Consider the following 16,972-nt stretch of genomic DNA (forward strand, 5'->3'; position numbering starts at 1 on the left):
TTCGAGGATTAAAATTTGTCCGCGCTGCGCTTGGACTCCCCACCCTTCGGGCGGGTCCCCGGTTTGAGCCTGACGCAGAGATTGCGGAAATTGGCCATTTATGGATGGACACTAGTTATCGTTTCATCCATCGGGGTACTCCCCCCACTTCCCCTGATATGTGACTCAACAGGGTGCGGGTTTCAAGATTGTCCATACAAGATTCGAGTTCAAAGGCCCTTTACGAGCCCTGGCACAAGGTGAACACGATGCTTTTAAGAACCGGAAGATACTATAAGAGCTTATGCCTCTCCCTTTTCGCTTGCATGCTCATCCTTCTTTGGGCCGGAATGCTTCGGGCGGAGACCCCGATCCCGAAGCCAAAGGGGCTGGTGAACGATTTTGCCGACGTGATCCCGCCTTCTTACGAAGATCGGCTGAAGGCCTTGACCCAGGAGTTGCTCCAAAAAACCGGTGTTCCGGTGGTAGTGGTAACCATGCCCGATATCGGAGGGGCGGAATACAACGACTATGCCAACCGGCTTTATAGCTCATGGGGAATCGGCAAGAAAGGAGAGGACAAAGGGGTCCTGATCTTCATCACCATCAAGGAGCGGAAGATGAGGATCGAGACAGGGTACGGCGTGGAGGGAATCCTCCCGGACGGTCTGGTGGGTGAGATCCGCGACAAGTACATGATCCCTTACCTTAAAGAGAACAAATTCGGGGAAGGATTGCTTTACGGTGCTGCTGCGGTGGCCCAGGTGATTGCCAAGGATGCCGGGGTGAAATTAACCGGGCAGGTCCAGGTGAAAGTGCCGAAGAAAAGGAGTCGTGGATTCTCCTTCCTCCCGTTGATTGCCATTTTTGCACTTTTTTTTCTCCTGAACACCAGGGGCCGGGGAGGCCGGGGAATCTTTTTCCTTCCGCTTCTTATGGGTGGCGGTTTCAGGCACGGCGGGGGCGGTTTCGGTGGGAGTTTCGGGGGCTTCGGGGGCGGTTTCGGTGGCTTCGGCGGAGGCATGAGCGGGGGTGGAGGTGCCGGTGGAGGTTTTTAATCAGCGCCTCCGGGAGAACCAAACAAAGAGAAACCTTTAGAACTTCTTTAGAAGATCTCAACGGCTGCCCAAGACATCTCTTATTAATTCAACCGAAAGATTGGTGAGGAGTATAAAAACATGCCCAAGATACCCAAAGACCCCAAGGAGATCCTCGAGGCGTTCTCTGCCGATTATCAGGCCCTTTTCGGCGAGAATCTCGTTAGCATCATCCTTTACGGGAGCGCCGCGGCAGACGGTTACCGGCCGGGGAAATCCGATATCAACTTCATGGTCGTACTCACCGAGGAAGGGATCGATGACCTGGAGCGCGCCCTTCCCCTGGTGGAAAAGTGGAAGAAGCGGAATGTGGCCGTCCCTCTGTTCCTAACTCAAAATTACATCCGCACCTCTACTGACGTGTTTCCTGTGGAATACCTCGGTTTCCATAGAAGACACCATCTCGTTTACGGAAAGGATCTCCTTTCAGACCTCTCCTTCGATCCCCAATGGGTGAGGCTTCAGTGCGAGCGGGAGATCAAGGGAAAACTCCTCCTGCTGAGGGAGGCCTATTTCCAGGCGGGGGGAAAGGCCAGAGGGCTGAGGGAACTGATCGCACAATCGATCCGTGCCTTTACGGCGATCTTCGAGGCCTTACTGTTCCTCAAAAACATTGAGGTTCCCCCAAAAGGGCGTGATACGGTGAAGCTTGCATGCGAGGCCTTCGGCCTGGATGCCGCCCTTTTCGACAAGCTACTGGATATCCGGGAAGAGCGGTTGAAACCGTCTGGAGAGGAGGTCCAGAAACTCTTCAAACGGTATCTTCATGAAGTAAGGAAACTCGCCCAAGCGGTGGATTCAATGGGAGGATAGTTAAAATGGGTAAAGGACTGAAGACACTTCTGATCGTTCTGGCTGTACTGTTTGTTATCGTCGCAATCCCCTTCTTTTATCTCAAGGCCACTTACAACAGCCTCGTGAGCATGGATGAGGAGGTCAAGGCCGCATGGGCCCAGGTGGAAAACCAGCTCCAGCGGAGATATGACCTGATTCCCAATTATGTAGAAACCGTGAAGGGGTATGCGGCCCACGAAAAGGAAGTCTTGATGGGTGTAACAGAGGCCCGGGCCAAAGTGGGAGGAGCGGGAAATATCAGTGAAAAGATCGAGGCCAACAACCGCCTTTCGGCCGCCCTGGGCCGGTTGCTCCTGGTCGTCGAACGATACCCGGATCTTAAGGCCAATACCAACTTCATCCGCCTCCAGGACGAGTTGGCCGGGACGGAAAACCGAATCGCGGTTGAACGGCGGCGTTACAACGAGAAGGTCAAGGAATACAATATCAAGATACGTCGGTTTCCGACCAATATCATTGCGGGGTTCTTCGGCTTTGAAAAGGCCCCCTTCTTTGAGGTTCCTAAAGAGCGCCAGGAGGTCCCGAAGGTGAAGTTCACGAATGAATAAAATGGGTCACGTGGCCCGGCCTTACGATGGGAGAAAAATTGGGACCACCCAAGGAAACAGCATAGATCCAGGAGGAGAGTAGAAACGATGATACGGGCGAAACTGTGGTTGACTTGCGCGGCCATGCATGACCCGGTCACTCCGGTCCTGGTACGGCCGGCGGTGATCGGGTGGGAGGCCAAGTACAGGCAGGTGGATTTGACTATAGAACGCCCCTTCAAGGGCGATGAACTCCTCATGCGAATGAAGGGTTGGGTGACCTCTGACGTGAAAAAGGTGGTGGAGGTCGTCAAGAGGCACGGTTTCCTGAAGGTCCTGGACGAGCGGGACCTCGTGGTGGAGATGAACAGCGAGGAGGACTACGGGAATCTGGTCGCGGATCTCAAGGAGAACTTCGAGGACCAGGTGACCCTGGAGCGGATATGACAGATCCCCCGCCCCGTTCTCAACCCTCTTCTTTGTGATTCTGTAAATGCCGTAAATGTAGAGACCTTTGAAAAATGCTCAATTTTGGTCAAGTTCAAGGAAGGCGAAAATTTCAACCGCAGGAATACATTTAGTATTTTGAGGATTGAAATTTAAGCCTGACGCCGCAATTGGACAAAAGGGGGCGTTTTTCAAAGGTCTCATGTAATTAGTCCCATGGAGTATTGACAAATACCCATATATTCCATTATGAAATAATCCACTTAAGAATAAGAGAGGAGACCAAGACGAGACATGGCCGATCAGTACAAGTCCTCTGCAACTGTTATCTCCCTTGAGGAGGCGGTGGGGAAGGTCCTTGCCCATGACATAACAGAAATCCGTCCCGGCCGGTTCAAGGGGGCCGCCTTCAAGAAAGGGCACATCCTCAGGGTGGAAGACCTGGAGCACCTCAGGCGGCTCGGAAAGGAACATCTGTATGTATTGCACATTGGCCCCGGGGAACTCCACGAAGACGACGCTGCCGTCCGGCTTGCAAGGGCCCTTGCGGGCAAGGGGATCGTGTATACTGAGCGGCCGAGCGAGGGAAAGATCGCTCTTAAGGCGGCCCACAGGGGGCTCCTGAAGGTAAACGTGGAGACCCTCACGGAATTCAACCTGGTGCCCAGTGTCACCTGTGCCAGCAGGCATAATAACACCGTGGTGGAGAAGGGTGAAACCATTGCAGCCACCCGGGTGATTCCCCTGGTCATCGACCGCAGTAAGGTGGACCGAGCCGTCGAGGTTGCCGGCGGGGCGGGAGGCGTTTTCTCCGTAAAGCCGTTTGCCACGCCCGAGACCGGGTTGATCATAACGGGAAATGAGGTGTTCACCGGACGGATCGATGATCAATTCGCCCCCATCCTGCAAAAAAAGCTGGGGGACTACCATTGTCCGGTAAAGGAGATCCGGATCCTTCCGGACAACCGGGTAAAAATCAAGAAGGCCATCCTTGAATTCCTGGAAAAGGGACTGGGTCTTATCCTGGTTGCAGGAGGGATGAGCGTGGACCCGGACGACTTAACCCGCCTCGCCATCGCGGACGCAGGGGCTGAAGACGTGGTCTACGGGACACCGATCCTGCCTGGTGCCATGTTCCTTTATGCCCACTTCGGCGAAGTACCGGTGATGGGTCTTCCCGCTTGTGTATTGTATTACGGGGCTACGGTTTTCGATATCATGCTGCCGAGGGTCCTTGCGGGGGAACCAATCACCAGGCACGATTTGGCGGCCATGGCCCACGGGGGCCTCTGCCTCAATTGCAGGCAATGCCGATTTCCCGTTTGCCCCTTCGGGAAGTAAGTGGGTTCAAGATTGGTTATGCAAGATTCAGGCATAGGACCCCTTCCATGAAAACCAGGCCCGCAGTCGAATATGTCCTCCTCGGGAGCCTGGTGCAAGGCCCGAGGCACGGGTACGAAATCATACGGTTCCTGGAAAGCGACCTGGGTACCACTTGGCGTGTTGGAACAAGTCAACTCTATAGCGTTCTCAAGCGCCTTGAACATAAAGGGTTGGTAAGGTCGACTGTCGAGACTCAGGAGACCAGGCCTTCCAGGCGGGTGTTTTCCCTGACGGGCGAAGGGAAGAAGGTGTTTGAATCCTGGCTCCATACACCAACGCGCCACGTGCGTGACATGCGGGTTGAATTCCTGGCCAAGCTCTTTTTTATCAGGAAGTGCTCCCGGGAGAAGGGAAACGAACTGCTCGACGCTCAGATCCGGGTCCTGGAAAGCATCAGGGACAAGTTGCTCAGGTCCAGGGAAAGGGAGACAGACCCTTTTTCGAGACTGGTATGGGGTTTCCGGCTCGAAACCATACGTGCCTGGATGACCTGGCTCGAGCAGGAAGCCGTTGACTTCTTGAAAACATCCCAAAGGGTGGAAAGAGGGGAAAAGGATGAGCGAGATCTACGATGAGATAAAGGGGCGCTTCAATGAGATCTTGAAAGACAGGGACATGCTCGCTGAGAGCGTCCGGGTGAAGGCAAGGGCCTTGAGCGCCGAAGAGGCCATCGGCAACCCGGAGGCGGACGATTTCCCGCTTCAAAAAGGCAGGGAAAGGCTCATGCAGGCCGAGTTTCGTGGAGCGTTCGGCCAGGCCTTCACGGACCGCTACGGGGATTTCGAAGGGACCCTGGGGGAGATCCTGGAAATGCCCCTGGAGAACAACTACAGAAGGGCGGTTTTCATCGCTACCCTGAACGCGGTTCTTAGGTCCCTGGGGATGATTGAAAAGACCGTGCATTGCCGCGACAGGGAGCCGGCCCGGTGCGCCAGGGAACTCGTAGAGTCCTTGAAAGCCGGTTATGGGAAGGTGAACATCCTTCAGGTGGGATTCCAGCCGCGCATGGTGGAATACCTGGCGCGGGAATTCAGGCTGAAGGTCCTGGACCTGGACGAAGAAAACATCGGCGCTGAAAAATTCGGGGTTGTGATCGAAGGACCCGAGGCCACCGTGGAGGCGGTGGAGTGGGCCGACCTCCTTCTGGTTACAGGGACTACTGTCGTGAATGATACGATCCACGAATTCCTCGGCAAAAAACCGATGCTGTTATACGGGACCACCATTTCAGGAGCGGCCAGGCTAATGGGCTGGGAGCGGTTCTGCGCCTACGGTCATTAGGAACAACACACGGCACGTGGCCTAGAGAAGGATCGATGGTGGATTCACTCTCACTCTTGGTGAAAAGGGGAGATGTTTGAAAAGTCTGAAGAAGTACTTGTTTTTCATGCTTGTTGGATTTTGCTGTCTCCCGAGTGCTCCCGCCCGGGGAGCCGGAAGCGGCCGGGGCATAGGTATTGCGGTGGAGTTCAATGATCATCCCCTTTGCGCCTACGTGGCGCGGGATAGGGGGTGGTTTGAGAAAGCGGGGTTAAGGTTGCGTTCCTACGAAAGCTACGTAACAGGCATGGCCCTTGCCGCCGCTCTCGCCCGGGGAGACATCCAGGCGGCCTATGTCTGCCTGGTGCCCGCAATAAATGTTTACGCAAACGCGGAAGTGCCCATAAAGATCATCTGCGGGACCCATAGATACGGGTACGGCCTCGTGGTGAACCCTGAAAAGATAAAAAAGGTAAGGGATCTCATGAATCCCGGGATCCGGATCGGGTGTGTCAGGGAAGGGGGGAGTGTAGACCTCGTTCTTCATAAGGTCATGGAAGGCTATGGGCTTGACAAGGAAAGCATTTTAAAAAAGGTGCAGCGGATGAATCCTCCAGCCCAACTGCTCGCGATAAAGACAGGCAGGCTGGATGCTGCCTTTCTGCCCGAGCAATGGGCGACCATGGCCGAGGATTCCGGGTTCAAGATGCTCCTCACGGCCAGGGATGTCTGGCCCGGGATGCAGGGGAGTGTGCTCGTGGTCAAGGAAGATTTCATCGAAAAGCACCCCGACCTGGTGAAGGCGCTCCTGAAGGTGACGCTGTACGCGACGGATTGGGCGGGTAAGCACCCTGGAGAAGCGGCGAAAATCCTGGCGCGGCAATTGTCGATCGCGGGTGATAAAATCTTCCCTGCCAAACTGGCGCGGATCACATCGAAGTTTGAGATCACTCCGGAGACCCTTTTATGCTCCATGGGGCGTCTGGAATATACCAATGCGATCGATCCGGGGACGGTCCAGGAAGTGATTCGTTTCATGACAAAAATGGGATACCTGAGGCACGAGTTCCGTGCCCGGGATATCCTTCGACTTTCCCCTCATCCATGAAATTTTCAGAAACGATCAAGCCGGGCTGGGGAATTGCGCCCGTGGTGGTATTCATCGGACTCTGGGAACTGACCTCCAGACTTGACCTGCTACCCCTTGTCCCACCCTTCACCGCCGTTATGGAGGAATTCTACCGGCTGAGCGTCAGCGGTGTGCTGACGGCCCACTTTTTGAGGAGTCTGATAAGAGTGCTCGCCGGATTCTGCGGCGGGTCCGTGGCCGGCCTGATCACAGGGGTTTTCCTGGGCTGGAAAGATATCTTCAACAAGACGTTCAGCCCGATCATCAGCCTCCTCTATCCCATTCCGGCCCTCGGGTGGTTGCCCCTTTTCATGCTCTGGATCGGGATAAGCGAGGCCCTGCCCATAGCCATCATATTCACCTGCTCCTTTTTTCCGGTATGCTATAACACCGCCACCGGGATCAGGGGCGTGAACAGGGATTTGGTCCAGGTGGCAAGGACCCTGGGGGCATCCGAATCCAGGATCTTGACCACCATCGTCATTCCCCTTGCCTTGCCAGCTATTTTTACCGGCCTGAGGCTTGAGGCCGGCATGGCATGGAGGGTGATCATAGCGGCCGAGATGGTTGCCATTCCAACGGGGATCGGGGCACTGCTTATGAGGGCCGAAAGTCTGATCCGGGTGGACATCATTATCGTGTGCCTCATCGTTCTGTCCTTGATGTGCCTGTCCTTCGAAAAATTTTTCCTCTTTCTGGAGCACCGGTTGACTCGCCGGTGGACGTAATATGCCGGCAATAGAGCTCAAGGACATCCGCAACTATGCCTGCCACGGGGTAAACCTACGGATCGAGCCGGGTGAATTCCTGGTGCTGCTGGGCCCGAACGGCGCGGGGAAGAGTACGCTTCTCAATATCATCGCAGGGTTGAGGGAGTATGAGGGATCCGTTAAGGTGAGCGGGAGATCCGTGGATCATCTCCCACCCCAGAAAAGAAAGGTAGGATATCTGTTTCAGGACCTTGCCTTGTTCCCTCATCTCGATGCCGCCTCGAACATAGCCTATGGCTTGAAGGCTGCGGGTTGGCCGGAAAAAAGCATTGCATCCCGCGTGGAAGAACTCCTCGACATGATGAGGGTAAGACACCTGGCCGATTGCCATCCCGGGCGCCTCAGCGGCGGGGAAAAGCAAAGGGTGGCCCTGGCCCGGGCACTGGCCCCCGACCCGGAAATCCTCCTCCTTGATGAGCCCATGAGCAGCATGGATCTTCAGACCGCAAAGCACCTCAGGCTGGAGTTGAAGCGAATCCAGCGGACCATGGGGATCCCCACCCTCTATGTTACCCATGAACTCCGGGAGGCAGAAGAACTGGCCGACAGGATAGCGGTGCTGATCGAAGGCAGGATCGAGCAGATCGGCAGACCCCACGAAGTGTTTTTCTCACCTGCGAATGAGAAGGTGCTACGTTTCATCGGGGCGCCCAATATCCTGGAGTGCAGCGGCGGAAAGACAATCGGGACCGGTTTGAAGGAAGTGGTGTGCTCCGGAATGCCCCTTGTGATCCCTGATGAGGGGGGCCGGATCAGGCGAATCGCCCTATTCCCAGGAGACATCTATGTCTCGCCCCACCTTCCCCCGGGCCCGAACGTGAATCGATTCAAGGGCGTTTTATCGGAAATCCGGATCCTGCCGGAGATCGTCAGGCTCCGGGTAATCGTCGGGGAGACCCCGCTCTGGGCTGAGATACCCCATCAGACCTTTGAGGCATTGGGGCTCCGGAAAGGGCAGGATGTCTTCTTAATCATTAAATTGAGGCGAATAAAGGCGGATTATGAATGAGGACTCATTCGGCGCGGCTGCGGACGGGCTTGAGCTTCTTTTTAAGCTGTATGGTGTCGTAGGTAAGGCCGTCCTGGTCGGCCCCCGATGAGTCCTGAAGCATCATGCTTTGAGAATTGGCACTTTATATTTCTTTAAATGCAAGTCGTGTGTCACAAGAGTGAGTCTTTCCACCTTTGCCTGCGCTATGAGCAACCTGTCGAAAGGATCACGATGATGGAATGGCAGGTCTTTGATCGCATCAGCATGGTCTACAGTAATGTCCAGCATTTCAAAGGGCTGGCGGGACAATACTTTTCGAAAGTTGGATGGAATTATAAGCTTGCCCAACGCTTGTTTAATTCGGATTTCCCATATAACCACTGCGCTGACAAATACGATATTATTCCAATCGGAAATAGCCTTTTTCGCCTTGCTGGAAAGCAGAGGGTTGTCGTCGAGCCACCATAAAAGCACATGGGTATCAAGCAACAGATTCATTTGTCCTGCATCCCGAATGCCTCTGCGATGTCTTTGGGCAATTCATCAAAGTCGTCGGCAATTTTAATTTTGCCGCGTAACGCTCCAGGCTTGCGCGGCTTTCCGCTGTGTTCATAAGGTACCAGTTTTGCGACAGGCTTACCCGCCTTTCCGATGATCACCTCTTGGCCGGACAGGACTTTCTCAATAAGAGCTGATAATTGAGCCTTTGCCTGGGAAATATTGGCCATAATCATATTTTCACCTCCAGATAGTCTAGTCTGGTCAGACCAGGTCAAAAATGTCAAGCCCATTTTTTCAAAGCCATGGAATCGGGAGCGCTCCACGGCCCTTCCCTAAAAAAGGGGGCATTCAAAAGTGACAGATTGAAACCCCAGGCAAATCAAGGAAACGATTTCGGGTTTGACAGGATCAAGGCCCCTCAAAACGTCAATACCTTGTCCGCTTCCATCGCCAGTTCGTATAGATCGTCCATCCATCCGATCGGGCAAGTGCTGGACCCCACCAGACCGTGGGATTTCATGCATACGCCTCAGACATAAAAGTCGCCCTCGAACTGCTCTATCTCGGCCGCCACCGGAAACTCGCTGTTGTCGAGCTGTTCAAAAAGAACACCCTTCCCCAGCATGAATACGCTCACCTCGTCTCCCTTTTTCACTCCTATGTTTGCCATGCGCATGGCATTGTAAACAGTCTCAGGGTCATCCGTGGTGATAATAAAAAGAACATTCACGACTGCTCCTCCCCCATAAGGCAAAATTCAGGTCCCTCTTTTGTTTACTTCCTGCAGCTTCCGGTTTTGGCCGATCCTTCCCCCCGTTCTTTACTCAGAATTATCCTTGCATCCGCCACGATACATGATTCAGGAGAGCAGAAGATGGGGTTCAGGTCGATTGAATCCATGTATTCACGGATATCCATTACCAAATCCGAGAATGCCAGGAGTGTACTCGTTAATGCTTCCATGTTAATAGGCTCCGAGCCCCTGTAACCTTCCAGGAGTTCATGTGCTTTCAGTTTCCTGACCATGGACAAAATATCACTTTCCCTAAGAGGGGCCATTCGCAGCACCGTATCCTTGTAGATTTCAACCCCTGTACCCCCCATCCCGAAGAGAATCACCGGACCGAACTGGTAGTCCACCTTGGCCCCGGCCATCAACTCCATGCCGGAGACCGTTTCTTCCACCAAAACGCCTGCGAACCCTTCCATCCGGCTGAATCTCCGGAAGGCATCATTCAGTGATTCTTCGTCTTTAATACCTGTGATTACTCCTCCTACATCTGACTTATGAACCACCCTTTGCGAAACCACTTTGGCCACCACCGGGAAGCCATGCTCCCTGGCGAACTGGACGGCCTCTTCCGGACTGGAGGTCCATTTCAACCGTGGCACGCCAATTCCATAGGACCGCAAAATATTTTTGGCTTCGGGCTCAAGTATCCAGCCCTTGTCCATTGAAGCATGCACTACTTCTATTATTTCCTTTTTCAGCATGGTTGACACCTCCTCAATGCCTCGGCCATGAGCACCGCAGCCTCAATGGAATGGGCGACCGGCACTCCGTTCAGCTCGAACCCCTCTATGAGCATTCGGTATTTTTCCACATGCGGCACATAGGCGATCAAGACCTTGCCTTCCTTTTGGTAGATGTTACTTAGCCTGGCCCCAAGGTCGGAAGAGATTCCAGGAAGGTATGGAAGAAGAAGCAACAGGACACAGTCTATTTCGGGGATTTTGCTGAGATGGGCGGCGGCGGCAACAAAATCTTCATCCACGGCACTGCCCGTCAGGTCAAGAGGATTGCCCAGGGATGCGATATCCCTGACGCTCTTGGACAGGTCCTGCCGGATTTTCGCCTGCTCCTGGGCCTTGAGGCCGGGGACGAGGAGGCCGTGGGCCGAGCAGACATCCACCGCCAAGGCACCGTGTCCACCACTGCCGGTGATGATACCGATTTTACCTTCAATAGGCCTTTGATAACAGCTGAGAGACTCACAAAAGGAGATCAGCTCAAGTTCATCCTTTGCCTCGACCACGCCCATCTGGGCCAGCACCTGGGAAAACACCTCGTAGTCACCGGCAAGGGACGCTGTATGGCTCGAAACCGCACGAACTCCCCCAGGGGTCTTGCCGGATTTGATTACAATAACCGGTTTTGAACACCTGGACGCAGTAAGGACGAAATCGCGGCCTTCGCCTCGGCCGAAGCCCTCAATATAAAACGCGATAACCCCTGTTCGGGGATCCGCGTCCAGGTATTCCAGGAGGTCTATTTCCCTGATCAGGGCCTTGTTTCCGATACTGACGCCAAGGGAGAGCCCGATTCCCTCCTCCCTGAATTTGACCATATGATCGACCAGGATGCCGCCGCTCTGGCTGATAACTGCCACGTTTCCCTGCTCGGGCCTGACCATACGCTCAATGGGAAGAAAAAAGGAGTCGACAATGGCAGGGACATAAATTCCCAGGCAGTTCGGGCCGATAAAGGGGAAATCGGCCTCCCTTGCCATGGAAACGAGGGTTTCCTGTAAATCATTGCGGCCGATTTCAGCAAAGCCGCCGGATATGACAGCCGCCGCTCCTGTTCCGCTCTCAATGCATTCCGAGAGGACCTCTGGTACATGTTCCGCCCGCACGGCAATCACGGCCAAATCCACTTTTTCAGGGATGTCAGAAATTTTCCTGAAAACCGTTTCACCCTGCAGCAAGCCGCCTCTTGGATTTACTGCGAAAACCTTTACCGGATACCGCAGGTGGTTCTTGTTGAAAATAACATTGGCAGGGTGCTGGTAGTTCTGCAGTGACACACCCACAACCGCCATTGTCTTAGGTTGAAACAGGGGCCTGAAATCCATGGTAATCTCCTTAATTATAAGGGGTTTTTAACCATATGATCCACGCATCACAGCGGACACAAGGAGTAAGAAGCCCATGATTTCCGCAATGATAAAACCTCCAAGCCCCAGGAGGGATATTTCTTCAGATTCCCGGGAAGAGTCCCGGCAAAGCCATCAGCAAAGATCAGACGACCGAAATTGCCTACGTTTTAGAAATCATATTCTACAAGTTTCAGATTTCTTTTTACACCTTTTTCATCTTTCCGTCATTGCTTAACACAGGGCATTGACAAACTGATTCAAATTGTTTATAGTTGAACAAATGTTCATCTATAGCATCCAACATAGGAATCTTAACGAGGTCCCGGCAAAATGGAAAACTCAAAAAACGACATGTGCGATATCAACTTCGTAAACGAGGAAAAGGTCGCTTCCGTCAGGAAAAAAATGAAACCCGACGAGACAATGCAGCGTATTGCAGAAACATTCAAGGTTCTCGGTGATCCCACAAGGATAAAAATAATCTTCGCCTTGTCACAGGAGGAACTCTGTGTGTGTGATATCGCCAATCTTCTGGGGGCAACGAGGACTGCGATATCCCATCAATTGAGGGTACTTAGAAACCTGAGGCTCGTAAAATACAGGAAGGAAGGTAAAATGGCCTTCTACTCCCTTGATGACGAACACATCGAAAACCTCTTTGCCGAAGGAATGAGACATGTCGAAGAAGAGTGAACCCGGGGATAGACCCTACGATTTCAAGAAGTTCCTGCCCATGAAAAAGCCTGCCAGTAATAGGGACATTCACTGCCTTGGAGGGACATGTAATCCTTCATTCCATGATAATCGGTCCGAGTCTTCTCCTGTTCCGGACGGTTCAAAGTTTTACCTTGATGGACTGAGCTGTGCCTCATGTGCGTCAAAGATTGAAGATGCCCTGAATCAGATGGAAGGGGTTCGGGCGTCGCTGGATTTCGCCGCCTCCACGCTTTATCTCAATGCCGTGGACGAGAAACTCGAAACAGAAGCACTCAGGTTGGTCAAAAAGATGGAGCCTCATCTTAAGATAAAAGATATGGAGACAGATGACGAAGAAGATGACGGAAAAAACGCATCTTCCATTCTCGTGAAGATCGTGTTTGCCGGCGTATTTTTTTTAACGGGCCTCATACTCCAGAATTATGTTTTTCCAGGCGCCGCAAATCTTTCGCTCGGAGATTTCAGGTTCTGGGTTGTCCTTCTCACATATCTTACCGGTTATATCATAGCAGGTCATGACATTGTCCTGAAGGCAATAAGGGGCATCATGAAGAGGGATTTCTTCGGAGAGAACACTCTCATGACCATCGCGACCCTCGGCGCCTTTGCCATCAGAGAATTTCCGGAGGCCGTCGGGGTGATGCTCTTCTTTAAGGTTGGAGAGTATCTTGAAGACCGGGCCCTGAACCATTCAAGGAGTTCCATAAAGGGGCTGCTCAAGATCAGGCCTGACTATGCGAATCTCAAGAGAAACGGAGAGACGGTCCGGGTGAGCCCTGAAGAGGTGCAGATCGATGAAATGATCATGATAAGGCCTGGGGAAAAGGTTCCTCTCGACGGTGTTATAGAGGAGGGACAAACGAGTGTTGACACCTCTGCACTGACAGGGGAATCGATGCCCAAGTCTTTGAATCCAGGCGACAGCATCCTTTCCGGAATGATAAACAAGAGCGGGGTGATAACGGTCAGGGTCACGAAATCTTTTGGGGAGTCAACGGTCAACAAGATCCTTGACCTTGTAGAAAATGCGTCTGCACAGAAGGCACCGACCGAGAAGTTCATCACCAAATTTTCAAGGGTATATACACCTGCTGTGGTGACTGGCGCCTTCGCAATGGCGGTATTGCCGCCGACTCTGTCTCAGATCCCTGCCCTGACAGATTTCTTTTCCCACCCCGAGACATATTCGGAATGGATCTACCGGGCACTGATATTTCTCGTTATCGCATGTCCATGCGCCCTCGTCATATCCATCCCCGTGGGCTTCTTCGGCGGCATAGGGGCGGCATCCAAGAAAGGAATACTATTTAAAGGCTCAAACTATCTCGAGGCCTTCAGAAATATCCATACTATGGTTTTTGACAAGACTGGCACCCTTACTGAAGGCGAGTTCAAGGTTTCAGAGGTCAATCCCCGGAACGGATTCAGCGAAGAAGAACTTCTCCGGTTTGCCGCAGAGGCAGAGAGCCAGTCCACCCACCCCATTGCAAGATCCGTTGTGGACGCTTACGGCGGAAGAATAGACGAAGATAGAATCAGAAGTTACGAAGAGATATCCTCTCACGGAATAAGGGCGATTATAGACGGCAGGGAGATTCTGGCAGGCAATGACAGGATCCTCCACATGGATGGGTACGACATAAAGCACGATACATGCCATGTCGGGGGCACGGTACTGCATGTCGTTATAGACGGAAATTATGCGGGATATATCATCCTTGCCGACAAATTAAGGCCCGAGGCCCGCAAAACTGTTGATGCCCTAAAGGCCGGTGGGATTAAAAAGATCATAATGCTTACGGGTGACAGCAAGGATGCCGCTGAACCCATCGCCAGAGAGCTTGGGCTGGATTCTTTTCATGCGGGATTACTCCCCCAGGACAAAATAGAGATCGTCAACAGGCTGAAAGAAGAAATCGACAGGAGCAAGCACAAGATAGGTTTTGTGGGGGACGGCATCAACGACGCTCCCGTGCTTACGGCTTCCGATATCGGAATCGCGATGGGTGGACTCGGTTCTGACGCCGCCATAGAGGCCGCCGATGTGGTACTCATGAAGGATAGACTTTCGGGTCTGCTCGACGCTATGCATATATCAAGGAGAACCATAGGAATCGTATTCCAGAACATTACCATGGCCCTAGTGATCAAAGGCTTTTTTATAATATTCGGCGCCCTCGGTATGGCGAGCATGTGGGAGGCGGTTTTTGCGGATGTGGGCGTAGCCATCATGGCCATTTTGAACTCAACAAGGGTGCTCAGGGTATAAGAAAAGCATTTGGGAGCCCGGACCCTCAGCAAAGCCTTACCCGGGAAGGATCGAGTCCTTTCTCCTCCAGCCACTCCCGAACAGCCCGATAAAGAAGGCGATAGTAGTTCAAGGTGCCTCCAAGGCCCCGTCTCCCGAAATAGTAGTTGACCTCGAGAAAGAGGGGAAGAGGATCGGTTTCATCCAGGTCGAATACGATGTCCACTGCGGCCAGATTGATCCCTGTAAAGGAAGAGAACGAGGCGACTTCGGTCCTGCCCTTCTCTTGGAGATCCCTCCTCCATTCCTTATCGATGACCGCCCCCTTGGCCAGGGTCGTGACGGCCTGCTCCCCTCCCCGGGAGCGCTTCCAATAGCTTATAAGCCTCTTTCCCAGGATCACGACCCGAAGCACGTTCCCCTTGGAGGCCACCTGTTTTTGGGTGAGAAACCCGGCTCTTCCGCGCCTCTCCCTCGCGGCCACCTCTTCAAGGGCCTTTTCCAGGGTGTTACGGTCCAGGACCTCAAAAATTCCTGTCCCTTCATGTTCCCCGTCCATCTTGATGAGAAAGGGCAGGGAGTGAGGATAGCGACTCTGTTGAGCCAGGAATCGTTTGAACTCGGCCGAATCAGACCAGCAGGAGGTTTCGGGGTGGGGACATCCCGCTTTTTTGAACAGGAGGCTCTGCCCCACCTTGCCCGGATACAGAAACCTGGCCCCGTAATCGGGAAAGACCTCGGCGGGGGACTCCCTGCAGGCCAGGTAAAGGCTCTTGGAACATCCCTGGGGGAGGATGATGGCAGCGGCCCTCTGGATGAGGTCGTGATCAGAGGGACCGAGTTCCCGGTCTCCCAGCAGGATGTGGTGATCCGCGTCAAAGCAGGGATGAAAGGAAAGGATCATAGGCCTATCCTTGAGCTCAGGGGGTTTTGGGTTTCGTTTGACTTTGAAGGTTTCAGTCACTATATTCCATTCATTCACGGTGGCCAGGGCCTGTCAACCTTAAGTTCTCCGGGATGGGGCCTCCGGGTGCAGGGAGTGATCCTGTGTTTCCCTTTTTTCCGTCTCGGCGCCCATCCTTCGTACGGCAGCCCTGTGCCCCGGACATTCATAGCTGATTATATTCAATCACTGCAACGATGAAAACCTGAAGGGGGAGAAGGGGAGATGCCCATTTTCGAATTTCGATGTGTCCATTGCACTCATATCTTTGAAAAGATCCTCATGGGGTCCGACAAAGAAGCGGATCTTCGTTGCCCCGAGTGCGGGGGAGAAACCCTTGAACGGGTCGTCAGCAAGACCAATTACGTGATGGGATCAGGTCCCGGTGGAAAACAACCAAAAATCACCACCAAGTCCTGTGGAGGCGGAAACACTTGCATGACCCTCGATATCCCGGGTCCTACGAAGTGAAGTTTCCCTTCTTGGCATATCTGGACATCGGGGTGAAGTCACCCTCCATGGGACAGGGAATACAGCGCCCGGGCGGGACTCCCCTTGAATACCAGGAACAAGGATATACGGAAAAGCCACATGGCCTCGGAAAGGAAGAAAAAATCCGACTCCCCGGATCCGGAACTGAGCGAGGAGGAGAAGGCCCACATCAGGGAGGTCTTCTCGGAGCGGATTGTACCCAAACTCAGGCGGCTTCAGGCCCGGACAGGCAATCTCGCATGTGATTTCGCCGGCGAGAAATACGGCCGATGGACGGTCCGCTTCGTATCCCGGGGCACTGATTTCGTGATCACCGACTTTGAATTTGATGAAGATGCCCGGGGGGTGGACCTTGATTTCTGAAAAGACCCGGGCCTCTGCACCGGCAAAAACTCTCCTCCAAAGCAAGGCCCCTCAAAAACCACGTAATAGTGGCGCGATGCCAATACCTGCCCTTTGGGCGCCATCACTATTCTTCAAGAACAGGGATCAACATGGAAGGAAGATTCCAGGGTAGAGAAATCCTCGACCGCCCCAAGTGCCCTTTTTGCGGAATACCCCTTGAAAGACCCAAGGAACTCCCGGCCCGCATGCCGAACGAGATGCCCGTGGGGTCGTGTTCGTGTGGAGCCGTATACGCCTTCGACGTGACGGGACACAATCTCGGAACGGCCATGATCGAGGCCCTGGTCTTCGGCTGCAACGGGGACTGGGATCTGGCCTGGGGCCTTCTCCCGGAGGAGGACTACCGGGA

Annotated in this window: 20 protein-coding genes and 1 pseudogene; 15 read left to right on the top strand and 6 right to left on the bottom strand. The window is 53.5% G+C overall.

The genetic code is table 11. The features are described from left to right. Positions 1-248 precede the first annotated feature (248 nt). The 10 genes from JRF57_11685 (at position 249) to JRF57_11730 (ending at position 8,456) form a co-directional block, all read left to right on the top strand. Positions 249-1,037, top strand: a complete 789-nt coding sequence (locus JRF57_11685; GenBank protein ID MBW2304360.1) for a TPM domain-containing protein — start codon at positions 249-251, stop codon at positions 1,035-1,037. Between the two features lie 120 nt (positions 1,038-1,157). Continuing rightward, positions 1,158-1,889 (top strand): nucleotidyltransferase domain-containing protein, encoded by a 732-nt coding sequence (locus tag JRF57_11690; protein ID MBW2304361.1) that lies wholly within the window; start codon positions 1,158-1,160, stop codon positions 1,887-1,889. Positions 1,890-1,894: 5 nt separating this feature from the next. Beyond that, positions 1,895-2,479, top strand: coding sequence for a LemA family protein (locus JRF57_11695; GenBank protein MBW2304362.1), 585 nt, complete (start codon positions 1,895-1,897; stop codon positions 2,477-2,479). Between the two features lie 87 nt (positions 2,480-2,566). Then, positions 2,567-2,905: a hypothetical protein gene (locus JRF57_11700; GenBank protein ID MBW2304363.1), complete on the top strand. Its 339-nt coding sequence runs from the start codon at positions 2,567-2,569 to the stop codon at positions 2,903-2,905. A 294-nt stretch (positions 2,906-3,199) separates the two neighbouring features. After that, the gene (locus tag JRF57_11705) at positions 3,200-4,246 is read left to right on the top strand and encodes a molybdopterin-binding protein (protein ID MBW2304364.1); all 1,047 of its coding nucleotides are present in this window, start codon (positions 3,200-3,202) and stop codon (positions 4,244-4,246) included. Positions 4,247-4,293: 47 nt separating this feature from the next. Further along, positions 4,294-4,863 carry a PadR family transcriptional regulator gene (locus JRF57_11710; protein ID MBW2304365.1) on the top strand — a complete coding sequence of 190 codons (570 nt, stop codon included), beginning with the start codon at positions 4,294-4,296 and terminating at the stop codon, positions 4,861-4,863. Beyond that, positions 4,844-5,569: a hypothetical protein gene (locus JRF57_11715; GenBank protein ID MBW2304366.1), complete on the top strand. Its 726-nt coding sequence runs from the start codon at positions 4,844-4,846 to the stop codon at positions 5,567-5,569. Before JRF57_11710 ends, JRF57_11715 begins: the two co-directional genes overlap by 20 nt. 106 nt (positions 5,570-5,675) lie before the next feature. Continuing rightward, positions 5,676-6,656 (top strand): ABC transporter substrate-binding protein, encoded by a 981-nt coding sequence (locus JRF57_11720; protein ID MBW2304367.1) that lies wholly within the window; start codon positions 5,676-5,678, stop codon positions 6,654-6,656. Next, entirely contained in the window at positions 6,653-7,405 is a 753-nt protein-coding gene (locus tag JRF57_11725) for an ABC transporter permease (GenBank protein ID MBW2304368.1), read from the top strand. The genes JRF57_11720 and JRF57_11725 overlap by 4 nt, the downstream gene beginning before the upstream one ends. Position 7,406: 1 nt before the next feature. Continuing rightward, the gene (locus JRF57_11730; GenBank protein MBW2304369.1) at positions 7,407-8,456 is read left to right on the top strand and encodes an ABC transporter ATP-binding protein; all 1,050 of its coding nucleotides are present in this window, start codon (positions 7,407-7,409) and stop codon (positions 8,454-8,456) included. A gap of 102 nt (positions 8,457-8,558) precedes the next feature. Here JRF57_11730 and JRF57_11735 read toward each other — a convergent pair whose 3' ends face one another. The 5 genes from JRF57_11735 to JRF57_11755 all read right to left on the bottom strand — a co-directional run bounded on the left by JRF57_11735 (position 8,559) and on the right by JRF57_11755 (position 11,794). Further along, the gene (locus tag JRF57_11735; protein ID MBW2304370.1) at positions 8,559-8,936 is read right to left on the bottom strand and encodes a type II toxin-antitoxin system VapC family toxin; all 378 of its coding nucleotides are present in this window, start codon (positions 8,934-8,936) and stop codon (positions 8,559-8,561) included. Further along, a complete protein-coding gene (locus JRF57_11740) occupies positions 8,933-9,172 on the bottom strand; it encodes a type II toxin-antitoxin system Phd/YefM family antitoxin (protein ID MBW2304371.1) in 240 nt (79 codons plus the stop codon). The genes JRF57_11735 and JRF57_11740 overlap by 4 nt, the downstream gene beginning before the upstream one ends. 185 nt (positions 9,173-9,357) lie before the next feature. Continuing rightward, positions 9,358-9,669, bottom strand: a complete 312-nt coding sequence (locus tag JRF57_11745; GenBank protein MBW2304372.1) for a DsrE family protein — start codon at positions 9,667-9,669, stop codon at positions 9,358-9,360. Positions 9,670-9,713: 44 nt separating this feature from the next. Beyond that, the gene (locus JRF57_11750; protein MBW2304373.1) at positions 9,714-10,433 is read right to left on the bottom strand and encodes an acetate--CoA ligase family protein; all 720 of its coding nucleotides are present in this window, start codon (positions 10,431-10,433) and stop codon (positions 9,714-9,716) included. Then, positions 10,427-11,794, bottom strand: coding sequence for a CoA-binding protein (locus JRF57_11755; protein MBW2304374.1), 1,368 nt, complete (start codon positions 11,792-11,794; stop codon positions 10,427-10,429). Before JRF57_11755 ends, JRF57_11750 begins: the two co-directional genes overlap by 7 nt. Positions 11,795-12,148: 354 nt before the next feature. On the opposite strand from JRF57_11755, the gene JRF57_11760 reads away from it, so the two are divergent. Then, on the top strand, positions 12,149-12,511 hold the full coding sequence (locus JRF57_11760; protein ID MBW2304375.1) for a winged helix-turn-helix transcriptional regulator: 363 nt from the start codon (positions 12,149-12,151) through the stop codon (positions 12,509-12,511). 40 nt (positions 12,512-12,551) lie between these two features. After that, positions 12,552-14,804, top strand: a complete 2,253-nt coding sequence (gene cadA / locus JRF57_11765; protein MBW2304376.1) for a cadmium-translocating P-type ATPase — start codon at positions 12,552-12,554, stop codon at positions 14,802-14,804. Between the two features lie 25 nt (positions 14,805-14,829). Here cadA and JRF57_11770 read toward each other — a convergent pair whose 3' ends face one another. Further along, entirely contained in the window at positions 14,830-15,687 is an 858-nt protein-coding gene (locus JRF57_11770; GenBank protein ID MBW2304377.1) for a hypothetical protein, read from the bottom strand. 264 nt (positions 15,688-15,951) lie between these two features. Here JRF57_11770 and JRF57_11775 point away from each other — a divergent pair, with 264 nt between their 5' ends. The 3 genes and pseudogenes from JRF57_11775 to JRF57_11785 all read left to right on the top strand — a co-directional run bounded on the left by JRF57_11775 (position 15,952) and on the right by JRF57_11785 (position 16,972). After that, on the top strand, positions 15,952-16,197 hold the full coding sequence (locus JRF57_11775) for a zinc ribbon domain-containing protein (protein ID MBW2304378.1): 246 nt from the start codon (positions 15,952-15,954) through the stop codon (positions 16,195-16,197). An 84-nt stretch (positions 16,198-16,281) separates the two neighbouring features. Continuing rightward, on the top strand, positions 16,282-16,581 hold the full coding sequence (locus JRF57_11780; protein MBW2304379.1) for a hypothetical protein: 300 nt from the start codon (positions 16,282-16,284) through the stop codon (positions 16,579-16,581). A gap of 176 nt (positions 16,582-16,757) precedes the next feature. Further along, positions 16,758-16,972 (top strand): annotated as a pseudogene (locus JRF57_11785) (PBS lyase).

The sequence above is a fragment of the Deltaproteobacteria bacterium genome, from assembly GCA_019310525.1.
GTDB lineage: Bacteria > Desulfobacterota > DSM-4660 > Desulfatiglandales > HGW-15 > JAFDEE01.

Excerpts from the sequence above, each read along its gene's own strand:
- JRF57_11755 (MBW2304374.1), bottom strand. The coding sequence starts at position 11,794 with ATGGATTTCAGGCCCCTGTTTCAACCTAAGACAATGGCGGTTGTGGGT.
- JRF57_11695 (MBW2304362.1), top strand. The coding sequence starts at position 1,895 with ATGGGTAAAGGACTGAAGACACTTCTGATCGTTCTGGCTGTACTGTTT.
- JRF57_11700 (MBW2304363.1), top strand. The coding sequence starts at position 2,567 with ATGATACGGGCGAAACTGTGGTTGACTTGCGCGGCCATGCATGACCCG.
- JRF57_11740 (MBW2304371.1), bottom strand. The coding sequence starts at position 9,172 with ATGATTATGGCCAATATTTCCCAGGCAAAGGCTCAATTATCAGCTCTT.
- JRF57_11770 (MBW2304377.1), bottom strand. The coding sequence starts at position 15,687 with ATGATCCTTTCCTTTCATCCCTGCTTTGACGCGGATCACCACATCCTG.
- JRF57_11750 (MBW2304373.1), bottom strand. The coding sequence starts at position 10,433 with ATGCTGAAAAAGGAAATAATAGAAGTAGTGCATGCTTCAATGGACAAG.
- JRF57_11715 (MBW2304366.1), top strand. The coding sequence starts at position 4,844 with ATGAGCGAGATCTACGATGAGATAAAGGGGCGCTTCAATGAGATCTTG.
- JRF57_11725 (MBW2304368.1), top strand. The coding sequence starts at position 6,653 with ATGAAATTTTCAGAAACGATCAAGCCGGGCTGGGGAATTGCGCCCGTG.
- JRF57_11710 (MBW2304365.1), top strand. The coding sequence starts at position 4,294 with ATGAAAACCAGGCCCGCAGTCGAATATGTCCTCCTCGGGAGCCTGGTG.
- JRF57_11760 (MBW2304375.1), top strand. The coding sequence starts at position 12,149 with ATGGAAAACTCAAAAAACGACATGTGCGATATCAACTTCGTAAACGAG.
- JRF57_11730 (MBW2304369.1), top strand. The coding sequence starts at position 7,407 with ATGCCGGCAATAGAGCTCAAGGACATCCGCAACTATGCCTGCCACGGG.
- JRF57_11705 (MBW2304364.1), top strand. The coding sequence starts at position 3,200 with ATGGCCGATCAGTACAAGTCCTCTGCAACTGTTATCTCCCTTGAGGAG.
- JRF57_11775 (MBW2304378.1), top strand. The coding sequence starts at position 15,952 with ATGCCCATTTTCGAATTTCGATGTGTCCATTGCACTCATATCTTTGAA.
- JRF57_11685 (MBW2304360.1), top strand. The coding sequence starts at position 249 with ATGCTTTTAAGAACCGGAAGATACTATAAGAGCTTATGCCTCTCCCTT.
- cadA (MBW2304376.1), top strand. The coding sequence starts at position 12,552 with ATGAAAAAGCCTGCCAGTAATAGGGACATTCACTGCCTTGGAGGGACA.
- JRF57_11690 (MBW2304361.1), top strand. The coding sequence starts at position 1,158 with ATGCCCAAGATACCCAAAGACCCCAAGGAGATCCTCGAGGCGTTCTCT.
- JRF57_11735 (MBW2304370.1), bottom strand. The coding sequence starts at position 8,936 with ATGAATCTGTTGCTTGATACCCATGTGCTTTTATGGTGGCTCGACGAC.
- JRF57_11720 (MBW2304367.1), top strand. The coding sequence starts at position 5,676 with ATGCTTGTTGGATTTTGCTGTCTCCCGAGTGCTCCCGCCCGGGGAGCC.